At 69.4% G+C, this 23947-nt stretch carries 25 protein-coding genes and 1 pseudogene; 4 read left to right on the plus strand and 22 right to left on the minus strand.

Annotation, left to right across the window (positions count from 1 at the left end):
- The first annotated feature begins 42 nt into the window (after nucleotides 1-42).
- Nucleotides 43-906, plus strand: coding sequence for a LysR family transcriptional regulator (locus E0H92_RS39610; RefSeq protein ID WP_131463266.1), 864 nt, complete (start codon nucleotides 43-45; stop codon nucleotides 904-906).
- Here E0H92_RS39610 and E0H92_RS39615 read toward each other — a convergent pair.
- The 9 genes from E0H92_RS39615 to pyrR all read right to left on the minus strand — a co-directional run bounded on the left by E0H92_RS39615 (nucleotide 876) and on the right by pyrR (nucleotide 11921).
- Nucleotides 876-1838 (minus strand): DUF4037 domain-containing protein, encoded by a 963-nt coding sequence (locus E0H92_RS39615; RefSeq protein WP_131499932.1) that lies wholly within the window; start codon nucleotides 1836-1838, stop codon nucleotides 876-878. The genes E0H92_RS39610 and E0H92_RS39615 overlap by 31 nt on opposite strands.
- A gap of 431 nt (nucleotides 1839-2269) precedes the next feature.
- Nucleotides 2270-3133: an orotidine-5'-phosphate decarboxylase gene (gene pyrF, locus E0H92_RS39620; protein WP_238152836.1), complete on the minus strand. Its 864-nt coding sequence runs from the start codon at nucleotides 3131-3133 to the stop codon at nucleotides 2270-2272.
- The gene (locus tag E0H92_RS39625; protein ID WP_238173803.1) at nucleotides 3130-4209 is read right to left on the minus strand and encodes a quinone-dependent dihydroorotate dehydrogenase; all 1080 of its coding nucleotides are present in this window, start codon (nucleotides 4207-4209) and stop codon (nucleotides 3130-3132) included. Before E0H92_RS39625 ends, pyrF begins: the two co-directional genes overlap by 4 nt.
- Complete coding sequence (carB, locus tag E0H92_RS39630; RefSeq protein ID WP_131499933.1) at nucleotides 4202-7504, minus strand: carbamoyl-phosphate synthase large subunit; 3303 nt, start codon at nucleotides 7502-7504, stop codon at nucleotides 4202-4204. Before carB ends, E0H92_RS39625 begins: the two co-directional genes overlap by 8 nt.
- Nucleotides 7504-8625, minus strand: a complete 1122-nt coding sequence (gene carA, locus E0H92_RS39635) for a glutamine-hydrolyzing carbamoyl-phosphate synthase small subunit (RefSeq protein WP_131499934.1) — start codon at nucleotides 8623-8625, stop codon at nucleotides 7504-7506. The genes carB and carA overlap by 1 nt, the downstream gene beginning before the upstream one ends.
- On the minus strand, nucleotides 8622-9107 hold the full coding sequence (locus E0H92_RS39640; protein WP_131463262.1) for a PH-like domain-containing protein: 486 nt from the start codon (nucleotides 9105-9107) through the stop codon (nucleotides 8622-8624). Before E0H92_RS39640 ends, carA begins: the two co-directional genes overlap by 4 nt.
- Complete coding sequence (locus E0H92_RS39645; protein ID WP_131499935.1) at nucleotides 9104-10396, minus strand: dihydroorotase; 1293 nt, start codon at nucleotides 10394-10396, stop codon at nucleotides 9104-9106. The genes E0H92_RS39640 and E0H92_RS39645 overlap by 4 nt, the downstream gene beginning before the upstream one ends.
- Entirely contained in the window at nucleotides 10393-11331 is a 939-nt protein-coding gene (locus E0H92_RS39650; RefSeq protein ID WP_131463260.1) for an aspartate carbamoyltransferase catalytic subunit, read from the minus strand. Before E0H92_RS39650 ends, E0H92_RS39645 begins: the two co-directional genes overlap by 4 nt.
- Nucleotides 11328-11921: a bifunctional pyr operon transcriptional regulator/uracil phosphoribosyltransferase PyrR gene (pyrR, locus tag E0H92_RS39655; protein WP_131463259.1), complete on the minus strand. Its 594-nt coding sequence runs from the start codon at nucleotides 11919-11921 to the stop codon at nucleotides 11328-11330. Before pyrR ends, E0H92_RS39650 begins: the two co-directional genes overlap by 4 nt.
- Nucleotides 11922-12127: 206 nt before the next feature.
- Between pyrR and bldD the strand changes: the two genes are divergently transcribed.
- On the plus strand, nucleotides 12128-12643 hold the full coding sequence (gene bldD, locus E0H92_RS39660) for a transcriptional regulator BldD (RefSeq protein ID WP_130388461.1): 516 nt from the start codon (nucleotides 12128-12130) through the stop codon (nucleotides 12641-12643).
- A gap of 279 nt (nucleotides 12644-12922) precedes the next feature.
- Here bldD and nusB read toward each other — a convergent pair whose 3' ends face one another.
- Together nusB and efp are read right to left on the minus strand one after the other, a co-directional pair.
- A complete protein-coding gene (gene nusB, locus E0H92_RS39665) occupies nucleotides 12923-13333 on the minus strand; it encodes a transcription antitermination factor NusB (RefSeq protein WP_131293877.1) in 411 nt (136 codons plus the stop codon).
- Nucleotides 13334-13368: 35 nt separating this feature from the next.
- Complete coding sequence (efp, locus tag E0H92_RS39670; RefSeq protein WP_131463258.1) at nucleotides 13369-13932, minus strand: elongation factor P; 564 nt, start codon at nucleotides 13930-13932, stop codon at nucleotides 13369-13371.
- Nucleotides 13933-14170: 238 nt separating this feature from the next.
- On the opposite strand from efp, the gene E0H92_RS39675 reads away from it, so the two are divergent.
- Complete coding sequence (locus E0H92_RS39675) at nucleotides 14171-14896, plus strand: hypothetical protein (RefSeq protein WP_131463257.1); 726 nt, start codon at nucleotides 14171-14173, stop codon at nucleotides 14894-14896.
- Here the strand turns inward: E0H92_RS39675 and fxlM are convergent.
- Both fxlM and E0H92_RS39685 read right to left on the minus strand, forming a co-directional pair.
- Nucleotides 14874-16025: a methyltransferase, FxLD system gene (fxlM, locus tag E0H92_RS39680; protein ID WP_131499936.1), complete on the minus strand. Its 1152-nt coding sequence runs from the start codon at nucleotides 16023-16025 to the stop codon at nucleotides 14874-14876. The genes E0H92_RS39675 and fxlM overlap by 23 nt on opposite strands.
- 6 nt (nucleotides 16026-16031) lie before the next feature.
- Nucleotides 16032-16529 (minus strand): MarR family winged helix-turn-helix transcriptional regulator, encoded by a 498-nt coding sequence (locus E0H92_RS39685; protein WP_131463255.1) that lies wholly within the window; start codon nucleotides 16527-16529, stop codon nucleotides 16032-16034.
- 75 nt (nucleotides 16530-16604) lie between these two features.
- Here E0H92_RS39685 and E0H92_RS39690 point away from each other — a divergent pair.
- Nucleotides 16605-17426 (plus strand): annotated as a pseudogene (locus E0H92_RS39690) (EamA family transporter); the annotation flags it as partial.
- Nucleotides 17427-17504: 78 nt separating this feature from the next.
- On the opposite strand, the gene E0H92_RS45690 reads toward E0H92_RS39690, so the two are convergent.
- The 9 genes from E0H92_RS45690 to E0H92_RS39735 all read right to left on the minus strand — a co-directional run bounded on the left by E0H92_RS45690 (nucleotide 17505) and on the right by E0H92_RS39735 (nucleotide 23831).
- The gene (locus E0H92_RS45690; RefSeq protein WP_338068894.1) at nucleotides 17505-18392 is read right to left on the minus strand and encodes a helix-turn-helix transcriptional regulator; all 888 of its coding nucleotides are present in this window, start codon (nucleotides 18390-18392) and stop codon (nucleotides 17505-17507) included.
- A 107-nt stretch (nucleotides 18393-18499) separates the two neighbouring features.
- Complete coding sequence (gene aroQ / locus E0H92_RS39700; RefSeq protein WP_131463370.1) at nucleotides 18500-18937, minus strand: type II 3-dehydroquinate dehydratase; 438 nt, start codon at nucleotides 18935-18937, stop codon at nucleotides 18500-18502.
- Nucleotides 18938-18971: 34 nt separating this feature from the next.
- Nucleotides 18972-20057 carry a Gfo/Idh/MocA family protein gene (locus E0H92_RS39705; RefSeq protein WP_131499937.1) on the minus strand — a complete coding sequence of 362 codons (1086 nt, stop codon included), beginning with the start codon at nucleotides 20055-20057 and terminating at the stop codon, nucleotides 18972-18974.
- A 33-nt stretch (nucleotides 20058-20090) separates the two neighbouring features.
- Nucleotides 20091-21182 carry a 3-dehydroquinate synthase gene (gene aroB, locus E0H92_RS39710; RefSeq protein WP_131463252.1) on the minus strand — a complete coding sequence of 364 codons (1092 nt, stop codon included), beginning with the start codon at nucleotides 21180-21182 and terminating at the stop codon, nucleotides 20091-20093.
- A complete protein-coding gene (locus E0H92_RS39715) occupies nucleotides 21179-21679 on the minus strand; it encodes a shikimate kinase (protein WP_131499938.1) in 501 nt (166 codons plus the stop codon). Before E0H92_RS39715 ends, aroB begins: the two co-directional genes overlap by 4 nt.
- Nucleotides 21676-22875, minus strand: coding sequence for a chorismate synthase (gene aroC, locus E0H92_RS39720; protein ID WP_202874072.1), 1200 nt, complete (start codon nucleotides 22873-22875; stop codon nucleotides 21676-21678). Before aroC ends, E0H92_RS39715 begins: the two co-directional genes overlap by 4 nt.
- Before the next feature lie 43 nt (nucleotides 22876-22918).
- Nucleotides 22919-23329, minus strand: coding sequence for a type II toxin-antitoxin system VapC family toxin (locus E0H92_RS39725; RefSeq protein WP_131499940.1), 411 nt, complete (start codon nucleotides 23327-23329; stop codon nucleotides 22919-22921).
- The gene (locus E0H92_RS39730) at nucleotides 23326-23592 is read right to left on the minus strand and encodes a type II toxin-antitoxin system Phd/YefM family antitoxin (protein ID WP_202868383.1); all 267 of its coding nucleotides are present in this window, start codon (nucleotides 23590-23592) and stop codon (nucleotides 23326-23328) included. The genes E0H92_RS39725 and E0H92_RS39730 overlap by 4 nt, the downstream gene beginning before the upstream one ends.
- Nucleotides 23593-23630: 38 nt before the next feature.
- Entirely contained in the window at nucleotides 23631-23831 is a 201-nt protein-coding gene (locus tag E0H92_RS39735; protein WP_131463248.1) for a hypothetical protein, read from the minus strand.
- Nucleotides 23832-23947 lie beyond the last annotated feature (116 nt).

A 23947-nucleotide genomic window follows, 5' to 3' on the forward strand; every position in this document is an offset into this window, starting at 1 on the left:
TGGCGCAAAATGCACCGGGCCGCCGATCTATACGCTGGAGTCATGGATATCCGGCAGCTGCGGTGCCTGGTCGAGATCGTCGACTCGGGCACCTTCACCGACGCCGCGATCGAGCTGGGGATCTCGCAGGCCGCGGTGTCCCGCAACCTGCTGGCCCTGGAACGCGAACTCGGCGTCCGCCTGCTGCACCGGACCAGTCGTTCGCTCACCCCGACCACCGCCGGCGTCCGGGTGCTCGCACGGGCGCGGCACATCCTCGCGGAGATCGACGAACTCGTGACCGAGGCAACGAGCGGTCACACCCGTTTGCGGGTCGGCCACGCGTGGTCGGCGTTCGGGAGCCGCACCCGCGAGTTCCAGCGGCAGTGGGCGGCCGAGCACCCCGGTGTCGAACTGCAACTGATCCGCACCAACACCGCGACCGGCGGGCTCGCCGAGGGCCTGTGCGACCTCGCGGTCGTGCGCAGTCAGCTCGAGGTACGGCGCTTCGGGCACGTGCTGCTGACACAGGAACGGCGGTACGGCGTTCTCCCCGCAGACGACCCGCTGGCACGCAAGAGAGCGCTCACTCTCGATCAGCTGCGCGATCGCACGCTCGTCATCGACCGCCGTACCGGGAGCACCACGGTCGATCTGTGGCCCGCGGACGCACGGCCGAAGATCGAGCTCACCCACGACGTCGACGACTGGCTGGCCGCGATCTCGTCCGGCCGGTGCGTCGGCGTGACGCCCCAGGCGACCACGACGCAGTACCGGCGGGACGGGGTGGTGTACCGCCCGCTGCGGGACGCGCCGCCGGTCGACGTCCACCTGATCTGGCATCGGGAGGACCCGCATCCCGCGACGCAGGCCGCCGTCGACCTCCTGATCGCGCTCTACCGGGAGTCGAGCACCCCGAGCAGGTGACGGCGATCGCCGGCCTTCCACAGCAGGTTGCGCACGCGATCGATCCCGCCGACGGGCCAGCGGTCCGCGATCCGGCGTACCTCCGGGTCCTGGATCGCGGCGGACAGCGCTCCAGGGAAGTCACCCCAGACGACCTCGAACGGCCGGTCCCACATCCGCTCGACGCCGAGCTCGACAGGTGCGGTGATCGCGAGCCGGTTGTGCAACTCCCCCACGGCCCGGTAGACCGCAGAGAGCGCTCTCTCGCGCTCTTGCCAGGTTTCCGCGCGGAGTACGTCGCGGAGCAGCGGGCCGATCGCCGGACCACAGGAGAGGCGAGCGAACGCCGTACCGAACCACTTGGAGTACGGCGCGTAGGTGCGCTCCAGCAGGAAGCACAACTGCATCAGATCCTGGACGAGCTGTGCGCCGACCAACGTCGACCCGAGCTCGTCGCCGACGTACCCGACGCGGCCGACGAGATTCATCTCCGGATGCACACGCCACCAGGCGGTGATCATCAGGTACCGCCAGACGTCGTCCGGGTAGTACGCGAGCCGATCGCGGACCGCCTGGAGGCCGAGGTCGTCGTGGAAGACGCCCCCGGCCGTGTGCTGCCGCAGAATCGACTCGGGAAACGTCAGCCAGTCCTCGGGCGTCAGCGTGCCGTCGACGTCGAACCCCAACTGATCCAGGAAATACTGCCGCAGCGTGTGGACCTCCACCAGCGCCGGCCGCCCCTCGAAGGCGTCGGGCACCTCGAGCCGAAGCTCCACACCGTCCTCGACGAACAACAGGACGCGGGCCTCGCAGTTGTGGTCCGTCGACATGTCGTCGTCGAACCCGAGCACCTCCGACCCGCGCCCCATCAACCCCGCACTGTGCGGCACGTCGACGATCGGCCCGACAACCTCGCTGTAGAACCTGCGGCACAACCCCAACCCCGAACCCATGCCGACGAAGATCGCATACCCGGCCTTGTTCTGCAGCTCATCAGGCCATGTCGGCCTCCGGTGGGGTTATCCGGGTCTTGTGACTGAAGGTGGGTGCACCGGAGCCGTCGAGTCGTGGGCTTTGGCGCTCACCCGCAGCCTCGATCCACGACTCGGGGATTCGAGGGGCAACCAAACGCCACGACTCGGCGGATCGGGCGGGACAGGTTGTGGTGGACTGGGCCGTCCCTGATGCCGGCGCGCCGCAGGCGCCGGCGCGGGGTGTAGCTGTGCGGTGAGCTGTCGTGGTGGGGAGAGAAATGGTCACTCGGTGCACCTTTGTTTCCCCGCACCTGGAGTACCGCGCCGAACCCAAGCAGCAATCCTCCCCCGCCCAGGGCTGACCGGCGCGGCGACGCCGGGCGGGACAGGTTCCGTGGCGCGGTTGGGCGTTAGTAGCCGAGGACCGTGCGGTAGGCGTCGTTCGTGCGCGCGGCGGCGTCCTGGAGGGCGGTGGCGTCGGGGCCGGCTCCGAGGATTTCCCGGGAGCTGGACGGTACGACGTTGCGCACCGCGGACCCGAAGACCTCGGTGAGACCCTCGGCCGTGCCGCCCTGGGCGCCGAGACCGGGTGCGAGCAGCGGGCCGTTGATGTCCAGGTTCTCATCGGTGGAACTGATGGTGGCGCCAACGACCGCGCCGAAGGACCCGAGGCCGTCGGCGTCGGCGTTCAGCGCCCGCAGACCGTCGAGGACCGCGCCGGCCACCGTCGGGCCGTCGGCGGTGCGGGCCGACTGGAACTGCGGGCCCTCCGGGTTCGAGGTGAGCGCGAGCACGAACAACCCCGCTCCCGCCTCCCGGGCCTCGTCGATCGCCGGCTGCAGCGAGCCGAACCCGAGGTACGGGCTGACCGTCAGCGCATCGCACGCCAGCGGCCCCTTCTCCGCCAGGTACGCCGACGCATACCCGGCCATCGTCGTACCGATGTCGCCGCGCTTCGCGTCGATGATCACCAGCGCCCCGGCCTCGCGCAGCCGGATCGTCGCCTGCTCCAGAACGGCGATCCCGGCCGACCCGAAGCGCTCGAAGAACGCGGACTGCGGCTTGAACACCGCGACCCGGTCGGCGAGCGCGTCCACGACGCCGTACGTGAACGACGCCAGGCCCTCGGCGGTGTCGGGCAGGCCCCAGGCGTCGAGCAGGTGCGCGTGCGGGTCGATGCCGACGCACAGCGGCCCGCGCGTGTCCATCGCGACCCGCAGCCGGCCGCCGAACGGTTTCGCAGACATGTCGCTCCCGAAGGTCTCGTTGCTCATGGCAATCTCCTGTTGATCTGCCGGATCAGCCCCGGCCCTCGATAGATCAGTCCGCTGTACACCTGGACGAGGCTGGCGCCCGCGTCGAAGAGGCGGGTCGCGTCCGACGGGTCGACGATCCCGCCGACTCCGATCACCGGGAGCGCTCCCGCGGTCTCGGCGTGGATGTGCGCGACGACCTTCGCCGAGGTCTCGGCGAGCGGCCGCCCGGACAGGCCGCCGGTCTCCCCGGCCAGCGGGTGTCCCGCGACGCCCGCCCGGTCGATCGTCGTGTTGGTGGCGATGATTCCGGCGACGCCGGCGCCGGTGCAGACCTGGAGCAGCTCGTCGATCGCCGACGTGGTCAGATCCGGCGCGATCTTCACCAGGATCGGCTTCGGAGCCAGCCCGGCGACGGTCAGCGCGGCGGCCTCGGCGTGCAGCGCGGTCAGCAGCTCGCGGAGGTGTCCGGCGTCCTGGAGAGAGCGCAGTCCAGGGGTGTTCGGCGAGGAGACGTTGACCGCGAAGTAGTCGCCGTACCGGTAGAGGCGGCGCAGCGAGGTCACGTAGTCCTCGACCGCGTCCTCCAGCGGCGTCACCTTCGACTTCCCGATCGAGATGCCGAGCGGATAGCCGAGGTCGCCGTACGCCGCCAGTCGCGCGGCCAGCGCAGCCGATCCGAGGTTGTTGAACCCCATCCGGTTGATGACCGCCTCATGCTCCACGAGCCGGAACAGGCGGGGCTTCTCGTTGCCGGATTGCGGATGTGCCGTCACGGTCCCGACCTCGACGAAGCCGAACCCGATCGCGGGCCACGCCCGCAGCGCGATCCCGTTCTTGTCCATCCCGGCCGCCAGCCCGACGGGTGAGGGGAACCGGACGCCGAACACGGTGCGGGCGAGGCCCGAGCCGCCGAAGGCCCGGGCGCCGATCGTCGCCGCGCCCGGGATTCGGCCGAGGAGCTGGAGGGCGCGGAGGGTTTGCTCGTGGGCGATCTCTGCGTCACCGCGACCGATCCGGTACAGAACCGGCCGGACGAAGCGCTCGTACGCCGAGCGCCCCGCCGCCGGTCGCGCGGGCAGCTGCCGCTCAGACACCGCGGATCCTCGGGACCCAGTCCTGCAGCGAGCGGACGCCGATGTCGCCGGTGCGCTGTGCCTCGATGCCCTGGACCGCGGCCGCGAGGCCCTGCACGGTGGTGATGCACGGGATGTTCCGCGCCACCGCCGCACTGCGGATCTCGTACCCGTCGATCCGCGGCGAGCCGCCCTGGGTGATCCCGATCGGCGTGTTGACGATCAGGTTCAGCTCACCGTCCTGGACCATCTGGACGATCGTCGGCTCACCGTTCGGGCCCGGGCCCTGGCTGCTCTTGCGGACCGTGACCGCCTCGACGCCGTTGCGCCGCAGAACGTCCGCGGTGCCTTCGGTCGCGTAGATCTGGTACCCGAGATCGGCCAGCCGCTTGACCGGGAAGATCATGTGCCGCTTGTCCCGGTTCGCGACCGAGACGAACACCTTCCCGTCCGCGGGCAGCGGCTGCGACGCCCCGGCCTGCGACTTCGCGAACGCCGTACCGAAGGTCTCGTCGATGCCCATCACCTCGCCGGTGGACTTCATCTCCGGCCCGAGCACCGTGTCGACCGACCGGCCGTCGACGGTCCGGAACCGGTTGAACGGCATCACGGCCTCCTTGACCGCGATCGGCGTCGTCGTCGGCAGCGTCCCGCCGTCTCCCGTCGCCGGCAGCATGCCCTCGGCCCGCAGCTCGGAGATGGTTGCCCCGAGCATCACCCGGGCCGCGGCCTTGGCCAGCGGCGTCGCGGTCGCCTTCGACACGAACGGCACCGTCCGGGACGCCCGCGGGTTGGCCTCCAGCACGTAGAGGACGTCGCCGGCGAGCGCGTACTGCACGTTCAGCAGGCCCCGGACGCCGACACCGCGGGCGATCGCCTCGGTGGAGCGACGGATGTTCTCGATGTCCGCGTTCCCGAGGGTGATCGGCGGCAGCGCGCAGGACGAGTCGCCGGAGTGCACGCCGGCCTCCTCGATGTGCTCCATCACGCCGCCGAGGAACAGCTCCTCGCCGTCGAACAGCCCGTCGACGTCGATCTCGACCGCGTCGTCGAGGAACCGGTCGATCAGCACCGGGTGCTCGAACGCCTGACCGCCGCCGAGCCGCTCCAGCGCCGCGCTCAACTCGGCGGAGCTGTAGACGATCTCCATCCCGCGCCCGCCGAGCACGTACGACGGCCGCACCAGCACCGGGAACCCGATCTCCTCGGCCACCCCGTGCGCCTCCTCGGCGGACAGCGCCGTACCGTGCTTCGGCGCCGGCAGCTTCGCGTCCGCGAGCACCTTGCCGAACGCGCCCCGCTCCTCCGCGAGGTGGATCGCCTCGGGCGACGTTCCGACGATCGGTACGCCGGCGTCCGCGAGCCGCTGCGCCAGGCCGAGCGGCGTCTGGCCGCCGAGCTGGACGATCACGCCCGCGACCGGTCCGGCCTGCAACTCGGCGTACACGATCTCGAGCACGTCCTCGCAGGTGAGCGGCTCGAAGTACAGCCGGTCGGAGGTGTCGTAGTCGGTCGAGACCGTCTCCGGGTTGCAGTTCACCATGATCGTGCAGTAGCCGGCCTCGCGCAGCGCCATCGAGGCGTGCACACACGAGTAGTCGAACTCGATGCCCTGCCCGATCCGGTTCGGCCCGGAGCCGAGGATCAGCACCGCGGGCTCGGTCCGGGGCGCGACCTCGGACTCCTCGTCGTACGACGAGTAGTGGTACGGCGTCTCGGCCTTGAACTCGGCCGCGCAGGTGTCGACCGTCTTGTAGACCGGCCGGATCCCGAGCGCCTGCCGGACGCCGCGGACGACGTCCTCGGTGAGGCCGCGGATCTCGGCCAGCTGTAGGTCGGAGAACCCGTGCCGCTTGGCCAGCTTGATCACGTCCGGCGTCAGCCGCGGCGCGGCCGCGACCTGGAGAGCGGTCTCGTGGATCAGGTACAGCTGGTCCACGAACCACGGGTCGATCTTCGTCGCGTCGAAGATCTGCTCCGGGGTGGCGCCCGCCCGGATCGCGTCCATCACGATCCGCAGCCGGCCGTCCTGCGGCGTCTTGATTGCTTCCAGCAACGGCTCCAGCTCGCTGGCGGGCTGGCCGGCCCAGGAGAACCGGGCCTCCGGCTTCTCCAGCGACCGCAGCGCCTTCTGCAGCGCCTCGGTGTAGTTCCGGCCGATCGCCATCGCCTCGCCGACGCTCTTCATGTGCGTGGTCAGCGTGGCGTCCGCGGCCGGGAACTTCTCGAACGCGAACCGCGGCACCTTCACCACCACGTAGTCCAGCGTCGGCTCGAAGCTGGCCGGCGTCTGCCGGGTGATGTCGTTCGGGATCTCGTCCAGCGTGTAGCCGATCGCGACCTTCGCGGCGATCTTGGCGATCGGGAACCCGGTCGCCTTCGACGCCAGCGCGGACGAGCGGGACACCCGCGGGTTCATCTCGATGACGATCAGCCGGCCGTCCTCTGGGTTCACCGCGAACTGGATGTTGCAGCCGCCGGTGTCGACGCCGACCTCACGGATGATGCCGATCGCGAGATCCCGCATCACCTGGTACTCGCGGTCGGTCAGCGTCATCGCCGGCGCGACCGTGATCGAGTCGCCGGTGTGCACGCCCATCGGGTCGACGTTCTCGATCGAGCAGATGATCACGACGTTGTCGGCCTTGTCGCGCATCACCTCCAGCTCGTACTCCTTCCAGCCGAGGATCGACTCCTCGATCAGCACCTCGGTGGTCGGGCTGGCGTGCAGTCCGGCGCCGGCGATCCGGCGCAGGTCCGCCTCGTCGTACGCCATACCGCTGCCGACGCCGCCCATCGTGAACGACGGCCGCACCACCAGCGGGTACCCGAGCGCATCGGCCGCGCCCATCACGTCGTCGAGCGTGTGGCAGATGTGCGAGCGCGCGACCTCCGCGCCCAGCTTCTCGACGATGTGCTTGAACGACTCCCGGTTCTCACCGCGCTGGATCGCGTCCACGGACGCGCCGATCAGCTCGACGCCGTACTTCTCCAGTACGCCGTTGTCGTGCAGGGCGATCGCCGCGTTCAGGGCGGTCTGGCCGCCGAGGGTGGCGAGCAGCGCGTTCGGGCGCTCCTTCTCGATCACCTTCTCGACGTACTCCGGGGTGATCGGCTCGACGTACGTGGCGTCGGCGAACTCCGGGTCGGTCATGATCGTCGCCGGGTTGGAGTTCACCAGGACGACCCGGAAACCCTCCTCGCGCAGCACCCGGCAGGCCTGGGTGCCGGAGTAGTCGAACTCGCAGGCCTGCCCGATCACGATCGGGCCGGACCCGATCACCAGGACCGAATCGATGTCGGTACGGCGCGGCATCAGTTCCGCCCTTCCATGAGCTCTACGAAGCGGTCGAAGAGGTACGCCGAGTCGTGCGGACCGGCCGCCGCCTCGGGGTGGTACTGCACCGAGAAGGCGAGCACGCGCCCGTCCTTGCCGGTGAGCTTGAGCCCTTCGACCACGTTGTCGTTGAGCGAGACGTGGCTGACCTCAGCCGTCCCGTACGGAGTCTCGAGAGCGCCGTCGATCGGCGCGTCCACCGCGAAGCCGTGGTTCTGCGCGGTGATCTCCACCTTGCCGGTGGCCCGGTCGAGCACCGGCTGGTTGATCCCGCGGTGCCCGTACTTGAGCTTGAACGTGCCCAGTCCGAGCGCCCGCCCGAACACCTGGTTGCCGAAGCAGATCCCGAAGTACGGCTTGCCCCGCTGCAGCAGTTCCTTCAGCAGCGTGGTCGGGTGCTCGGTGGTCTCCGGGTCACCCGGGCCGTTGCTCATGAAGATGCCGTCCGGGTTCACCGCGAGGATCTCGTCCAGCGAGGCGTTCGCGGGCATCACGTGGACCTCGATGCCGCGCTCGGACATCCGCTTCGGCGTCATGGTCTTGATCCCGAGGTCGAGCGCGACCACCGTGAAGCGCTTCTCCCCCTCGGCCGGGACGACGTACGGCTCGAACGTCGTCACCTCCGACGCGAGGTCCGCGCCGACCATCGGCGGCTGCTCGAGGACCTTCCGCAGCAGCTCGGCCGGGTCCAGGATCTCGGTGGAGATCCCCGCCCGCATCGCGCCCCGCTCCCGCAGGTGCCGGGTCAGCGCGCGGGTGTCGATCCCGGAGATCCCGACGATCTGCTGACCCTTCAGCTGGTCGTCGAGCGATCGCTTCGCGCGCCAGTTCGACGACACCCGGGCCGGGTCGCGGACGACGTACCCGGCGACCCAGATCTTCTGCGACTCGTCGTCCTCGTCGTTGATCCCGGTGTTGCCGATGTGCGGCGCGGTCTGGGTGACGATCTGCCGGTGGTACGACGGGTCGGTCAGTGTCTCCTGATAGCCGGTCATCCCGGTGGTGAACACCGCCTCGCCGAAGGTCTCACCGGTCGCCCCGTACGACGTACCGGTGAACGCCCGGCCGTCCTCCAGGACCAGCAGCGCTGGCTGGCTCATGATGCTCCGATCAAGGTCGAGATGGATGCGGTCAGGGCGGCGGTGTCGGCCTTACGACGTGGACGGAACCCGGTGTCGAGCTCACGTCCGTCGTGGGTCCAGGTGACCACGACGAGGCCGGACTTCTCCGCGGTCACCTTGCCGGCGATGCCACGGTCGGTCCGGACCCCGGTCAGGTGGTCCGCGGGGATGAAGACATCCGCCGCGCCCTGCCGGTGGAAGATCAGGCCGGCCTCACTGACGGCCAGGTCCGCGGTGGCGCGGACGCCCAGTTCGTGCACGGCGATCCGGTCCATCCAGTCGCCGGCGCTCGTCGTGGCGACGTACACGCCCTCGACTCCGCGCGTTGTGGTTTCCGGCGCCGTGGGCAAGGGCGCCAGGTCAGCCTGCCGGGACTGGCGGTTGCGCCAGCCCCGGTACATGCCGAAGTAGCCCGCTGCCAGCACCAGCAGCGTGCCGAGAACGCCTAAGAAGGCCTTCACTTGGTCAGCTCACCGTCCAGGACGGTCGGCGTACCGCGCAGGAACGTCGCCACCACCTTGCCCGGCAGCGTCATTCCCTCGAACGGCGTGTTCCGCGACAGCGACACCGACTCCTCCGGTACGACGGTCCGCTCGACCCGGGGGTCGTACAGGACCACGTTCGCCGGCGCACCGGCCTCGAGCGGACGGCCGTGCTCGGTCGCCTGACCGATCGCGGCCGGCCGGTAGCTCATCCGGTCGGCGACCTCGGCCCAGGTCAGCAGCTTGGTGTCGATCATCGCGTGCTGGACGACGCTCAGCGCGGTTTCGAGCCCGGTCATGCCGAACGCGGCCGCGCTCCACTCGCAGTCCTTGTCCTCGACGGGGTGCGGCGCGTGATCGGTGGCGACGATGTCGATCGTGCCGTCGGCCAGGCCCTCGCGGACCGCCTCGACGTCCTCCTTGGTGCGCAGCGGCGGGTTCACCTTGTAGACCGGGTTGTAGGAGGCGGCGAGCTCCTCGGTCAGCAGCAGGTGGTGCGGGGTGACCTCGGCGGTCACCTCGAGCCCGCGGCGCTTCGCCGCGCGAACGATCTCCACCGAGCCCTTGGTGGACAGGTGGCAGACGTGCAGCTTCGACCCGACGTGCGCGTTCAGCAAGATGTCACGGGCGATGATCGCCTCCTCGGCGACACTCGGCCAGCCGGTCAGACCGAGAACGCCGGACAGCGCTCCCTCGTTCATCTGCGCGCCCTGCGTGAGCCGCGGCTCCTGCGCGTGCTGGGCGATCACACCGTCGAACGCCTTCACGTACTCGAGGGCGCGGCGCATCAGCGCGGCGTCCCAGACACAGTCGCCGTCGTCGGAGAACACCCGGACCCGGGCGGCGGAGTCGGCCATCGCGCCGAGTTCCGCGAGCTGCGTGCCCTTCCGCCCGACCGTGACCGCGCCGATCGGGTACACGTCGGCGTACCCGGCGTCGCGGCCGAGGCGCCAGACCTGCTCGACCACACCGGCGGTGTCGGCGACCGGGTCGGTGTTGGCCATCGCGAAGACCGCGGTGAACCCGCCCTTCGCGGCCGCGCGGGTGCCGGTGAAGACCGTCTCGGCGTCCTCCCGGCCGGGCTCGCGCAGGTGCGTGTGCAGGTCCACCAGACCCGGCAGCGCGACCAGCCCGTGCGCGTCGATCATCTGCGCGTCGGCGGGCGCGTCCAGGCCCGTGCCGGTGGCAACGATCTCGCCGTTGTCGATCAGCAGGTCCGCTTGGTCACCGCCCACGATGCGTGCGCCGGTGATCAGGTATGCGGTCATGCTGTGTGCTCCTCGGTCTCGTTACTTCCAGATAGCAGCAGGTACAGGACGGCCATCCGGATCGCCACGCCGTTCGTGACCTGCTCGACGATCACCGAACGGGTGGAGTCGGCGACCTCGGCGCTGATCTCCATCCCGCGGTTCATCGGCCCGGGGTGCAGCACGATCGCCTCGTCGGGCAGCTGCGCCATCCGGTTCCTGTCCAGGCCGTAGCGCCGCGTGTACTCGCGGGCGCTCGGGAAGAACGCGTCGTTCATCCGCTCCCGCTGCACCCGCAGCATCATCACCGCGTCGCTCTTCGGCAGCACCGCGTCGAAGTCGTACGACGTGACGCACGGCCATCTGCTCATGTCGACCGGGACCAGCGTCGGCGGGGCGACCACGGTCACCTCGGCGCCGAGCGTCGAGAGCAGCAGCACGTTCGACCGCGCGACCCGCGAGTGCAGGACGTCGCCGACGATCGTGATCCGGCGGCCCTCCAGGGAGCCGAGGTGCCGGCGCATCGTGAACGCGTCGAGCAGCGCCTGGGTCGGGTGCTCGTGGGTCCCGTCGCCGGCGTTCACCACCGACCCGGTCATCCAGCCCGACTTCGCCAGCAGGTGCGGCGCACCCGACGACCCGTGCCGGCAGACGACGCCGTCGGCGCCCATCGCCTGCAAGGTCAGCGCGGTGTCCTTGAGGCTCTCGCCCTTGCTCAGGCTCGAGCCCTTCGCGGAGAAGTTGATGACGTCCGCGGACAGCCGCTTGGCCGCCGCCTCGAACGAGATCCGGGTCCGGGTGGAGTCCTCGAAGAACAGGTTCACCACGGTCCGCCCGCGCAGCGCGGGCAGCTTCTTGATCGGACGGTCGGCCAGCGACCGCATCTCCTCGGCGGTGTCGAGGATCAGCTGCGCCTCGTCGCGGTTCAGGTCCGCGGCGCTCAGCAGGTGCTTCATTTCGCCCCCCTGTCGGCGATCAGTACGGCGTCTTGCCCGTCGTACTCCGTCAGGTGGACGGTGACCCGCTCCACCAGGGAGGTCGGCAGGTTCTTACCCACGTAGTCGGCGCGGATCGGCAGCTCGCGGTGGCCGCGGTCGACCAGGACGGCGAGCTGGACGGCGCGCGGGCGGCCGATGTCGCCGAGCGCGTCGAGGGCCGCGCGGATCGTCCGGCCGGAGAACAGCACGTCGTCGACGAGGACGACGACCTTGCCGTCGATCCCGTCCGCGGGGATGTCGGTGTGTTCCAGCCCGCGGGGCGGTTTGAGGCCGATGTCGTCGCGGTACATGGTCACATCGAGTGACCCTGTCGGTACGCTCTGCCCCTCGACGGCCTGGATGCGGGCCGAGACGCGTTGCGCGAGCGGGACTCCGCGGCTGGGGATGCCGAGCAGGACGACCGGGTCGGCGCCGCGGTTCCGCTCGAGGATCTCGTGGGCGATCCGGGTCAGTGCCCGGGATATGTCGGAAGCGTCGAGGACCTCGCGGCTGCTGCGTTTCGGCGGCTGCGCGGTCTCGGGGTGCTCTGCGCTCTGGGCAGGGCTCATCGCTACCGTTCCTCCTTTCCCGCCTCTCTGGACGGGTCTTTAAAGGACGTTCGGACCGCTTGACATGGTATCGGATGTGACACGCCGTCTTGACGCTGGCCTCCGGCCCAGAATATTGTTACTCTGTGTAATCGAGGGGGGTTTCACCTTCCGGCCCGTTCCCTGCGGGCCGGACATGACGAAACTAGTCGGAGGGAAGAACCAGCGTGCCGAGCGAATACGCGAAGACACTGGGTGGCAAGCTACGTGCCATCCGCCAGCAGCAAGGTTTGTCGCTGCATGGCGTGGAAGAGAAGTCCAAGGGTCGCTGGAAGGCGGTTGTCGTCGGCTCGTACGAGCGCGGCGATCGAGCCGTCACGGTCCAGAAGCTCGCGGAGCTCGCCGATTTCTACGGCGTGCCGATCCGTGAGCTGCTTCCTGGATCCGCCAGCGCAGCGGCCGCGGCTGCCGCTCCTCCCCGGTTGATCCTCGACCTGGAGGCTCTGCAACACCTCGACGCGAGCGAGGCCGGTCCGCTGACGCGGTACGCGGCCACGATCCAGGCTCAGCGTGGGGACTACAACGGCAAGGTGCTGTCGATCCGTCAGGACGACATGCGGACGCTCGCGGTGATTTACGACGAGTCGCCGACGACGCTGACCGAGCGCTTCATCTCCTGGGGTGTGCTGAACCCGGAGGCGAAGGGTGACGTCGAGGAATCGTCCGAGGCCGCCGGCGCCTGACGCCTGAGAAGGCAGCAATCTGGCGAAGGTACTAGACGGTCGGGGCTTGTAGCAGCTGGCCCGCGGCCGCCCACCTTCCTCAGACAGACCGAACAGAGCAGGACCGAAGCAGTACCAGCGGCAGGTACCACCTCACCGGCCGCGCACGGGGACGCAAAGGCGGCCCGGGACCGTACCGAGACGGTTACCGGGCCACAGAGAGGGCTCGCCCCCCTCATCTCCCTGCAGTGACTTTGCCCTGCAGTGACTTTGCCCTGCAGCGTCGTACCAGCAGCTCGTTCAGACGCCCAGTGTGGGCTTCAGCTGCAGCAGTCTCGCCAGCAGTCCGTTGACGAACGTCGGGGACTCGTCGGTCGACAGGTCCCGCGCCAGCGCGACCGCCTCGCTCACCGCGACCACGTCCGGGACCTGGTCGTCGAACAGCAGCTCGTAGGCGCCGATCCGCAGGATGTTCCGGTCGACGGCCGGCATCCGGTCCAGCGTCCAGCCCACCGAATGGGTCTCGAGCAGGTCGTCGATCTGCTCGCTGTGCTTCGCGACACCTTCGACCAGCGCCACGGTGAACTCGTTCACCGGCGGGTCGTTGTCGGCCACCCGGTCAGCCAGGGTGCCGCCGACCGGCAACCCCCTGACCTCCGACTCGAACAGCACGTCGAGCGCGCGCTTGCGGGCCTTGCTCCGGGCAGACATCTTCTGTTGTCGACTTTCCCTAGAGGTTGCGCTGCTCAGGAGGTGACGCGGCCGAGGTAGTCCCCGGTGCGGGTGTCGACCTTGACCTTCTCGCCGGTGGTCAGGAAGAGCGGGACCTGGATGTCGTAACCGGTCTCCAGCTTGGCCGGCTTGGTGCCGCCGCTGGAGCGGTCGCCCTGCAGACCGGGCTCGGTGTACTCGACGGTAAGCTCGACCGAGGCCGGGAGCTCGACGTACAGCGGGAGCTCGTCGTGGACCGCGACGATCGCGTCCTGGTTCTCCAGGAGGAAGTGGGAGGCGTCGCCAACCACCTCGGGCTGGAGAAGCAGCTGCTCGTACGTCGACTTGTCCATGAACACGTAGGCCGAGCCGTCGTTGTACAGGTACGTCATGTCGCGCTTGTCGACCGTGGCCACATCGACCTTGACATCGGCGTTGAAGGTCTTGTCGACCACCTTGCCGGACAGCACGTTCTTCAGCTTGGTCCGGACGATGGCGCCGCCCTTGCCCGGCTTGTGATGCTGGAACCACACGACGGACCACAGCTGTCCGTCCAGGTCGAGCACCATGCCGTTCTTGAGGTCGTTCGTCGATGCCACGCGGGTATGCCCTTCGAAATCGATCAGCGGTCAGAGTGCGTCCGAGGCCCCAGCGCCGTAGCGAGCAAGTGCTCGGTGCGGCGAGGTGCCGTGCCGAGTGCTGCGCAGTAGGCGATGGGGCCTCGGACGCACTCTCACAACAAATTGTAGCGGTCACTATCGCTTTCGCCGATTCCGCGAACCTGGGTGACCGTTAGGCTGGCCTCCAGACCGCTACCGAGGTGCCAGGAGGCCGGCGATGACGGGGTTTGTGATCTTCGTCGTGGTGATGATCGTGGTCGGCCTGATCAACAAGGCCCGGCAGCAGTCCGGCGGCGCCAACGGCCAGCCGAACGCCCGCATGCAGGCGCTGATCGAGAAGATCCAGGCCCAGCAGGGCGGCAACCAGCCGGTCCAGTTCCAGGGGCAGTTCACCCAGGCCGCCGGCCCCGGCGGGCCACAGATGTACCCGCCGCCCGCGCAGTTCCAGGCTCCGGCGCAGTTCCAGCCGCCCGCGCAGTTCCAGCCGCCGGTCCAGTTCCAGCCTCCGGTGCAGTACAACCCGGGGCCGTACCAGCCGCCGGCGCATCGGCCGCAGCAGAACAACCTGCCGACGCCGAAGCAGGACCTGGACACGCGAGTGCGGGACCTGATGAACAAGGGCAACGAGGTTGGGGCGATCCGGTTGCTGAGCGACGAGCGCGAGATGGGGATCCTCGAGGGGCAGAAGTACGCCCGTTCCCTGGTCGCGCCGCCGGCGGCTCAGCAGCGTGCCGACGTACGTGATGAGTCTGATGGAGACGACGAGCGGTACGTCGGTTCCGCGGCGTTCGCGGAGTCGATCTTCAACGTGAACGACCGTGACGAGAACGTGTGGGCCAGCGGCTGGGTCGACAAGCCCGAGCCGGAGGATCGCTCCGACATCGAGGAGCTCTGGCAGACCGTCAGCAACCCGCCGCGGGCTACTCCACCCACCTCACAGTGATGTAGCTGTGCCGCCGGGCGATGTGGAAGCCCTGCGGCAGTACGGCGTCTGAGGCATGCACCTGAAACACCGGACGCCTGCGACGCCAGGTCTGCACCTGGTCGAGCATGTGGTCGATCAGCTGACCGGCCTGCGGACCATGACCGCTGCAGCCGAGTTCGACGTGCACGTCGTCGCCACCGCCACGTGACGCGAGGTACGCCAGGCTGTCCTCCGTAGCGACAGCGGCCACCCACGGCCACTCAGGACCAGCCAGAACGCAGTACCCGGGCAGTGTGCTCGCCAGCCACAGGTAGAGGTCGAGCAAAGGCTCCTCACGATGCACCTCCACCCCGGACCACGTCTGCACACCCGGCAACGTCAGTACGTCGTACGGCGGATGCGGGTCGCCTTCCTGGTCCTCGTCGAAGATCAGCCCGCCGTCCTGCAGCGGGACCCGCCGCTCGTAGTCCGCACCCGCTCCCTGCATGCTGACGAACCCGCACGCCGTCGTGGACCGGCTCTCCAGGTGGTCGCCGACCAGGTCGAATGCGATCGCCCGCGTCTGCCCGCGCATCCGCAGCGGTACGACGATGCGCCCGCCCGGCCGGAGCTGCCGCAGCCACGCGCCGGCGATGTCCCACGCGGTCACCGTCACCACGATCCGGTCGTACGGCGCGCACTCCGGGACACCGAACGCGCCGTCGGATCGCACCACGGTCACATCGCCGTACCCAGCCTCGTCCAGCGACTCGCGCGCCCGGTCCGTCACCTCCGGGTCGATGTCGACCGAGGTCACCGCACCACCCGCCCCGGCCAGCTCCCTCAGCAGCGCGGCGTTGTACCCGCCGGAGCCGATCTCGAGGACCCTGTCCCCCGGCCGGATCGCGGCCTGCTGCAGCATCAGCGCGACGATGCTCGGCTGCGACACCGAGCTGGTCACCACACCGGCCTGGTTCTTCTTCATCGGTACGACATCGTCCGCGTACGCGACGTCGAGCGGAGCGTGCGGGACGAACACATGCCGTGGCACCGCCTCGAACGCCGCAGCAACGCGCTCGTCGCGGATCGTGCCGGCAGCTACCAACTGCCGAACGAGGGCGGTCCGCAGCAACCCAGCCGATGCCGAGTCACTGCTGAGACCAGTCATGACCTGTCAGTCCCGCCTGTCGCCCAGCGACTCCAGGAGCGTCCGCAGCAGACCTGCCAGCTGGTCCTGTTCGTCCGCCGACAGGCCGGCGAGCAGCTGCGCCTCGGTGTCGACGTGGGTCGGCAGCACCTTGTCGATCAGCTCCAGCCCCTCGGGCGTCAGGGTCACCAGCACGCCACGACGGTCAGTCTCACTAGGTGCCCGCGTCACCAGCCCGCGGGCCTCCAGCCGGTCCAGACGCTGGCTGATCGCCCCGGACGTGACCATCGACGAGTGCATCAGCCCCGCGGGCGTCAGGCTGTGCTCGGCGTTGCTGCGCCGCAGGGTCGCGAGGACGTCGAAGGACGCGCGGTCCAGATCGTGCTTGCCGAAGTTCCGCCGCAGCTCGGCGTCGAACAGCGCACCGAGGCGGCTCATCCGCCCGATGACGCCCATCGGCGACGGATCCAGGTCCGGCCGCCGCGCCCGCCATTGCTCGAGCACCAGGTCGACGTGATCTGCCATTCACCCAGCCTAGCGTCCAGATCGCTTAGCGGTGAGACACTTGAAAGTTTCTTAGCGCTGAGATACTTTATCTTAGTGCTAAGCAATCGACGTTCCGCTCTCCTCCTGACCACGGCGATCGCGCCGATGCTGTGGGGCACCACCTACGTGGCGACCACCGAGTTCCTGCCGCCCCACCGTCCGCTGCTCGCTGCGCTCCTGCGGGCGTTGCCGGCCGGCCTCCTGCTCGTCGCGATCACGCGTGTCCTGCCGCGCGGCAGCTGGTGGTGGCGCTCGCTGGTCCTCGGCACGCTCAACATCGGCGCCTTCAACGCGCTGCTGTTCGTCGGTGCATACCGGCTGCCAGGTGGCGTCGCGGCCACGGTCGGTGCGATCCAGCCGCTCCTGGTCGCGTTGCTGTCAGCTGGTCTGCTGCGTCAGCGCCTGTCGCTGCGGACCGTTTTCACTGCCCTGGCAGGCGTGTTCGGCGTCGGCCTGCTGGTACTGCGGGCTACAGCACGGCTCGACATGTGGGGAGTACTCGCGGCCGCCGGCGCTGCGGTCGTCATGGCGTTCGGCGTCGTACTCAGCAAGCGCTGGACGTCACCCGCTCCCCTCCTGGCCACTACCGGTTGGCAGCTGGTGGCCGGTGGACTGGTACTCCTACCAGTGACCGTCCTGGTCGAGGGCGCCCTCCCCGACTTCACCCTGCGAAACCTCGCCGGCTATGCCTACTTGGCCCTGTTCGGCTCGGCGGTCGCCTACGCACTGTGGTTCCGCGGCCTCGGGGAACTCGTCGCAACCGAGGTCACGTTCCTGGGCCTGCTGAGCCCAGTAGTAGCCACCACAGTCGGGTGGCTAGTCCTCGCCCAGCACCTCACCGCACTCCAGGCGGTCGGCGGCCTCATCGTGCTGACAGCCCTCGTGTTTGCACAGCTCCGGCCTGCGAGCCCGACAGGACGTAGCAAGTCCCGTCGAGCTCGCAGGTTCAGTGCCTCAGATCAGCCCCTCGCGCAGGGCGTAGGCGACGGCGTGGGAGCGGTTCCTGAGTTGCAGGCGGCTGGTGACGTCGTGGAGGACGTTCTTGACCGTGCGCTCCGAGTAGGACAGCTCCCGGGCGATCTCCTGCGTGTCCTTGCCGTCCGCGACCAGTCGCAGCACCTGGGTCTCCCGGTCGGACAGACCGGTGTGGGACAGGCCTCGCGGCGCCAGCACATGCCGCTGCATCCGCGAGACCTGACCGAGCAGCCGTCCCAGCAGGTCAGGGGGCAGGCTGCCGTCCCCTGCAGCAGCAGCCTGCACCAGGTGCACGATCCGGTCTCCGGTCGCCTCGGCACGCCGAAGTACGCCGGAAACCCCTAGCTCGACCGCGGTCATCAGCGCTTCGTCGTCGATCGTGCTGCCGATCAGCACGGTCCGGCGGCAGCCGCGCTGCATCGCGGCCCGGAGTACCTGAACAGCACCGGCATCCAGCGAGTCGACGGCGACCAACGCGACCACTGGCGGGGCGGTGCGCTGGCCCGACGATTGTGACGGCGCCTGCGCCGGCAGCTGCGACGGCAACTGTGATGCCAGGTCGGCGTCACCGATCAGGCTGATCTCGGGCCGCTGGCGCAGCGTGTGCACCAGCCCGAACTGCGACAGCGGGTCGAGGGCCTTGACCCAGACCGGAATGCGGTGCTGCTGACCGAGCGGTTGTCCCACCTGTTGTGTCGTCATTCTTGTCACTCCCCCAGAGCGTTGTTGAACGGAACGGATCGAATCCGTAGTCACACGAACCCCCAATGCGTCGATTTCCTCCCGATCGTGCGGCCGGACCGTCGGCCCCATCGGGCCATCGACAGCCGGCGTCACGATCCAACGCCTAGGGTGCGGCACCGGCATTTCACCGGCGTCTCACCCCGATCTCTTGGCCGTCCGCCAGTGAAACCTGCCCGCGTCGCGGTGCGAAATCTGCCCACAACCACCTGATGCCCGAAAGGGCAGATTGGTTATGAATCGAGGGCGGTGAGCGCGCGGAGCGCGAGCCGGTACGAGTCGAGCCCGAAGCCGGCGATGGTCCCGGTCGCGACCCCGGCGACCACGCTGGTGTGCCGGAACTCCTCGCGGGTGGCCGGGTTGGTGAGGTGGATCTCGATCAGCGGAGCGGTGCGCTGCGCGATCGCGTCCCGCAGCGCGTACGAGTAGTGCGTGAACGCGGCCGGGTTGAGGACGACGGGAGTCCGGCCGTCCGCGGCCTCGTGCAGCCAGCCGACCAGCTCGGCCTCGTCGTCGGTCTGCCGGACGTCGACCTCGAACCCGAGCTCGGCGCCGGTCTTCTCGCACACCCCGGTCAGCTCGGCGAACGTCGTCGTACCGTACTTCTCCGGCTCCCGCGATCCCAGCCGCCCGAGGTTCGGCCCGTTCAGCACCAGCACGCGCCTGCTCACATCCGTCACAGCCATCACCCTAGCGGCAGGCCGTCTAGCTCCAGGGGGCGCCGGGGCCGCCCATGCGGTGCGCGTACGGCGTGCCGTGGGCGAGCTCACCGCGCCGGATCGGCTTGTCGGTGAACGCGGAGGCGTAGATGGCCGCGGCGAGTTCGAGCGTGTTGCGGGCCTCGGCCAGCGTGACTGGAGTGGGCGCACCCGCGGCCTTGGCGTCGAGGATCGCGGCGAGCTGTGCGGTGTGACCGCTTGCCACATCCGGCAGATCGGTCGACCAGGCAGCGGCGACGTCTTCGTGACCGGGAGCCGGCGTGATCGTCCAGTCGGGGTTCTTGTAGCCGTACAGGTGCTCCAGTTCGACGGTCGCGTTCTCGCAGTCGAAGCGGAGCTGGGACGTCTGTCGCGCGGACACCAGCGAGTTCACGACCGACGCGACCGCGCCGTTCTCGAACGTCACGAGCGCCATCGACACGTCCTCGGTCTGGGTCGGCCGCGCCTGCCGGGCGGCGAGCGCGGTCACCTTCTCCCACGGGCCGAGGATCGACAGCAGCAGGTCGTACTGGTGGATCCCGTGGCCCATCGTCGGGCCGCCGCCCTCGACGTCGAACGTGCCACGCCAGGGCACCGCGAAGTACGCGTCGTCGCGGTACCAGACGGTGTTGCACAGGGCCACCAACGGGCGGCCGAGGACGCCGTCGGCCAGGAGCTCACGCAGCCGGACCGCGCCGGAGCCGAAGCGGTGCTGGAACACGCACGCCACCTGCGCCGCGGACTTCTCCTCCGCGGCCATCAGGGTGTCGAACTCGTCGAGCGAGAGGGTCGGGGGCTTCTCCATGTACACGTCGACATCCGCGGCGAGGCACTCGGCGGCCAACGGGACGTGCGAGCTCGGCGGCGTACACAGATGGACCAGGTCGATCTGCTCGGCGGCCAGCAGGTCGGTCAGGCTCGAGTACGTCGCCGGGATGTTCCACTGGGCGGCGAACTCCTTCGCCCGGTCCAGGTCGACATCCACCGCCGCGACCAGCTCGGCCCGCTCCGGCAACGCCCCGACGGCCCGCGCATGCGAGGCGGCGATCCCTCCGGTCCCGACGATCGCGATCCGGTACTTCCGCTCAGTCATCTGGAAAGCCCTTTCCGAGGCGTTTCCAGAACCCTAACTGATCTCGCCGTACGCCGCGACCAGCAGGCTCGGGTCGGGCGCTTCGAGGATGGTCGGTTTCGCCAGCGCGTCCAGGATCACGAACCGGAGGCGGTCCGCGCGGGTCTTCTTGTCCAGCTTCATGGCGTCCTGGAGGTGCGGCCAGGCGTCGGCGCGGTAGCTGACCGGGAGGCCGAGCGACTCCAGGACTGCGCGGTGGCGATCGGCGGTGGCGTCGTCCAGGCGGCCGGCGGCGCGGGCGAGTTCGGCTACGAAGACCATGCCGATGCTGATGGCGGCGCCGTGCCGCCACTTGTACCGCTCGACGCGCTCGATCGCGTGGCCGAGCGTGTGCCCGTAGTTGAGCCCCTCGCGCCCGATCGGACCGCCCGCGGTCGTGGTCCGCTCGCGCAGATCGGCACCGACCGTGTCCGCCTTCACCTGGATGGAGCGGGCGATCAGCTCCTCGGTCGCGCCGTACGACGGACTCGTGGCGCCGGCCGGGTCCTTCTCGACCAGGTCGAGGATCACCGGGTCGGCGATGAAACCGCACTTCACGACCTCGGCGAGACCGCTGACGTAGTCGTTGACGGGCAGCGTCTCGAGCGACGCGAGATCGCACAGTACGCCGGCCGGCTCCCAGAAGGCACCGACCAGGTTCTTGCCTTCGGCCGTGTTGATCCCGGTCTTGCCGCCGACGGCCGCGTCGACCATGCCGAGCAGGGTGGTCGGGATGTGCACGACCTTCACGCCGCGCAGCCAGGTGGCGGCGACGAAGCCCGCGAGGTCGGTCGTCGTGCCGCCGCCGACGCTGACGATCGCGTCCGAGCGGGTGAAACCGGCCTGCCCGAGGACCGACCAGCAGTACGCCAGCACCTCCGCGGTCTTGGCCTCCTCGGCGTCCGGGATCTCGATCGCGTGCGCGGTGAACCCGGAACCGGTCAAGTCGTCGCGGATCGCGTCACCGGTCGAGCGCAGCGCCCGCGGGTGGACGACGGCGACCCGTTGCACGCCCTCACCGAGCAGCCCGGGCAGTTCGCCGAGCAGGTTGTTGCCGATGACAACGTCGTACGGCGCGGCCGCCTCGACGCGGATCCTCGCACTCACGACAGCTGCTCCAGGATCTCGTCGGCGATCTGGTCGGGGGTCTTCTGGTCGGTCAGCACCGTCAGCTTGGCCACCTCGCCGTACAGCGGGCGCCGCGCCTCCATCAGGTTGCGGAGCTGGGTGCGGACGTTGCCGAGCAGCAGCGGACGCGCGACGCTGAGGCCGACGCGCTTGGTCGCCTCCCCCAGGCTGACGTCAAGGAAGACGACGGTGTGCCCGGCGAGGTCGGCGCGGGTGCCGGCGTCGAGGATCGCGCCGCCGCCGAGCGACAGCACCTCGCCGTCGCCCTGCAACGCGGCCGAGATCGCGTCCCGCTCGAGCTTGCGGAAGTGCGGCTCACCCTCGTCGACGAAGATGTCCGAGATCGGTTTGCCGGCCGCGGCCTCGATGTCGTGGTCGGTGTCGCGGTGCCGGACGCCGAGGCGCTCGGACAGCAGCGCCGCGATCGTGGACTTGCCCGATCCGGGCGGGCCGACCAGGACGACGACCGGACTCACTCCCACTCCCGCGGAGTGATCGTCTTCGGCAGGCTCGCCAGGTACGACTGGTGGTTCCGCGCGGTCTCCCCGACCGAGTCGCCGCCGAACTTCTCCAGCGAGACCTCGGCCAGCACCAGCGCGACCATCGCCTCGGCGACGATGCCGGCGGCCGGTACGGCGCAGACGTCCGAGCGCTGGTGGTGCGCGGCAGCGGCCTCGCCGGTGGCGGTGTCGATCGTGCGGAGAGCGCGCGGGACAGTCGCGATCGGCTTCATCGCGGCCCGCACCCGGAGCGTCTCGCCGGTGCTCATCCCGCCCTCGGTGCCACCCGAACGGCCGCTGGTCCGGCGGACCGAACCGTCCTCGGCGACGATCTCGTCGTGCGCCTTGGAGCCCGGTGTCCGGGCCAGCTCGAAACCGTCACCGAGCTCGACGCCCTTGATCGCCTGGATGCCCATCAGCGCGCCGGCCAGCTTGGAGTCGAGGCGGCGGTCCCAGTGCACGTAGCTGCCGAGGCCCGGCGGGAGCCCGTCGACGACGACCTCGACGACGCCGCCGAGGGTGTCGCCGGCCTTCTGCGCGGCGTCGATCTCGGCGACCATCTGCTTGCTCGCGTCCTGGTCGAGGCAGCGGACCGGGTCCGCGTCCAGCGCCGCGACATCCGAGTACGCCGGGATCACGCCGTACGGCGCCTTGACGGTGCCGAGCTCGACGACGTGGCTGACGATCGTCACGCCGTACGCCTGGCGGAGGAAGCGGGCCGCGACCTCACCGAGCGCGACGCGGGCCGCGGTCTCGCGGGCACTGGCGCGCTCGAGCACCGGGCGGGCCTCGTCGAACCCGTACTTCTGCATACCGGCCAGGTCGGCGTGGCCGGGCCGCGGGCGGGTCAGCGGGGCGTTCCGGGCCAAGCCGGCCAGTGTCTCGGCGTCGACCGGGTCGGCGCTCATCACCTGCTCCCACTTGGGCCACTCGGTGTTGCCGACCTGGATGGCGACCGGGCTGCCGAGGGTCAGCCCGTGCCGGAAGCCGCCGACGAACGTCACCTCGTCCCGCTCGAACTTCATCCGGGCGCCGCGGCCGTAGCCCAGCCGACGACGAGCCAGGGCGTCGGCCACATCATCTGTGGTGACCTCAACGCCTGCGGGAAGACCTTCGAGTACGGCGACGAGCGCTTGTCCGTGCGACTCGCCGGCGGTGAGCCAGCGCAGCATGCCCAGATTCTTTCACGGCACGCTCACACCCCGGACAGCGGTCTCAGTTGCCGAAGGGGTTGAGTAGCCGCACGCCGGTGCGCTCGACGTCGGCGACGTTGCGGGTGACGAAGGTCCAGTTGTAGACGAGGGCGGTCGCAGCCATCAGCCCGTCTGCCAGCGGGAGCCGGGCGCTCGCGTTGAGCCGGCCCCAGGTCTCGGCGACCTCCAGCGAGACCGGAACGATCCGGTCCGAGTACCCACGAACAAGTCGCTGCCGCCAGTCGTCAATCGCAGTGGCTCGCTGGGGATCCCGGCCCGCGAGCCGCTCGACACCCTGCTTGATCTCTCCGACCACGATCACACTCAGGTACAGCTGGGCCGACTTCACCGACTTGAGCCAGTCGACCACGCCCGGGTCGGGAGACTTCTTGGGTAGCTCCGACACGACATTCGTGTCGAGGAGGAAGCTCATTCGAAGTCGACCTGCCGCACCGGCTCGGCCGACCGCTCGATCTCCAGCTCGCTCATATCCGGCGCCGAGGCCAGGAAACTCTTGAAATCCTCCACCAGTTCCACTCCCACCATCCGCCGGTAGTCCACGATGTCCAGCACGACGGCGACCTGCTGCCCGTGTTTCGTCACGAACTGCGGACCGTCCGTCCGGACAGCCCGGATCAGCTCGCTGAAATGCTGTTTCGCCTCCTGCAACTGCCACTGCCCAGCTGTGACCGTCATGGACAACAGTCTAGACAGACTGGACAGAATCAGCAAACTCAGTCGCAGGCGGCGTTGTCCTGGGTGGGGCCGGTGCGGACGGCGAGGACGGCGTTGAAGGTCTTGGCGATCGGCGAGTCCTTGCAGCTGGTGCTGGCCGTGGCTGCCTGACCGCCGGCGATCGCGGCGCCCGTGAGGGCGGCCGTGGCGAGGGCCGCCGCGGCCAGACGCCCGGCGGTACGACGAAATGCGGTGGTCATCGTCTGCTCCTTGGAACGATCGGTTGCGCTGTAACAACGACCGTAGAAGCTGCGAGCGCCGCGCGAACTGGCTCCAGATCCCGTCCTCGAGGTAGCGCCAGCACCACCCCGATAGG

Origin of the sequence: Kribbella speibonae (assembly GCF_004331375.1) — a bacterium.
GTDB lineage: Bacteria > Actinomycetota > Actinomycetes > Propionibacteriales > Kribbellaceae > Kribbella > Kribbella sindirgiensis.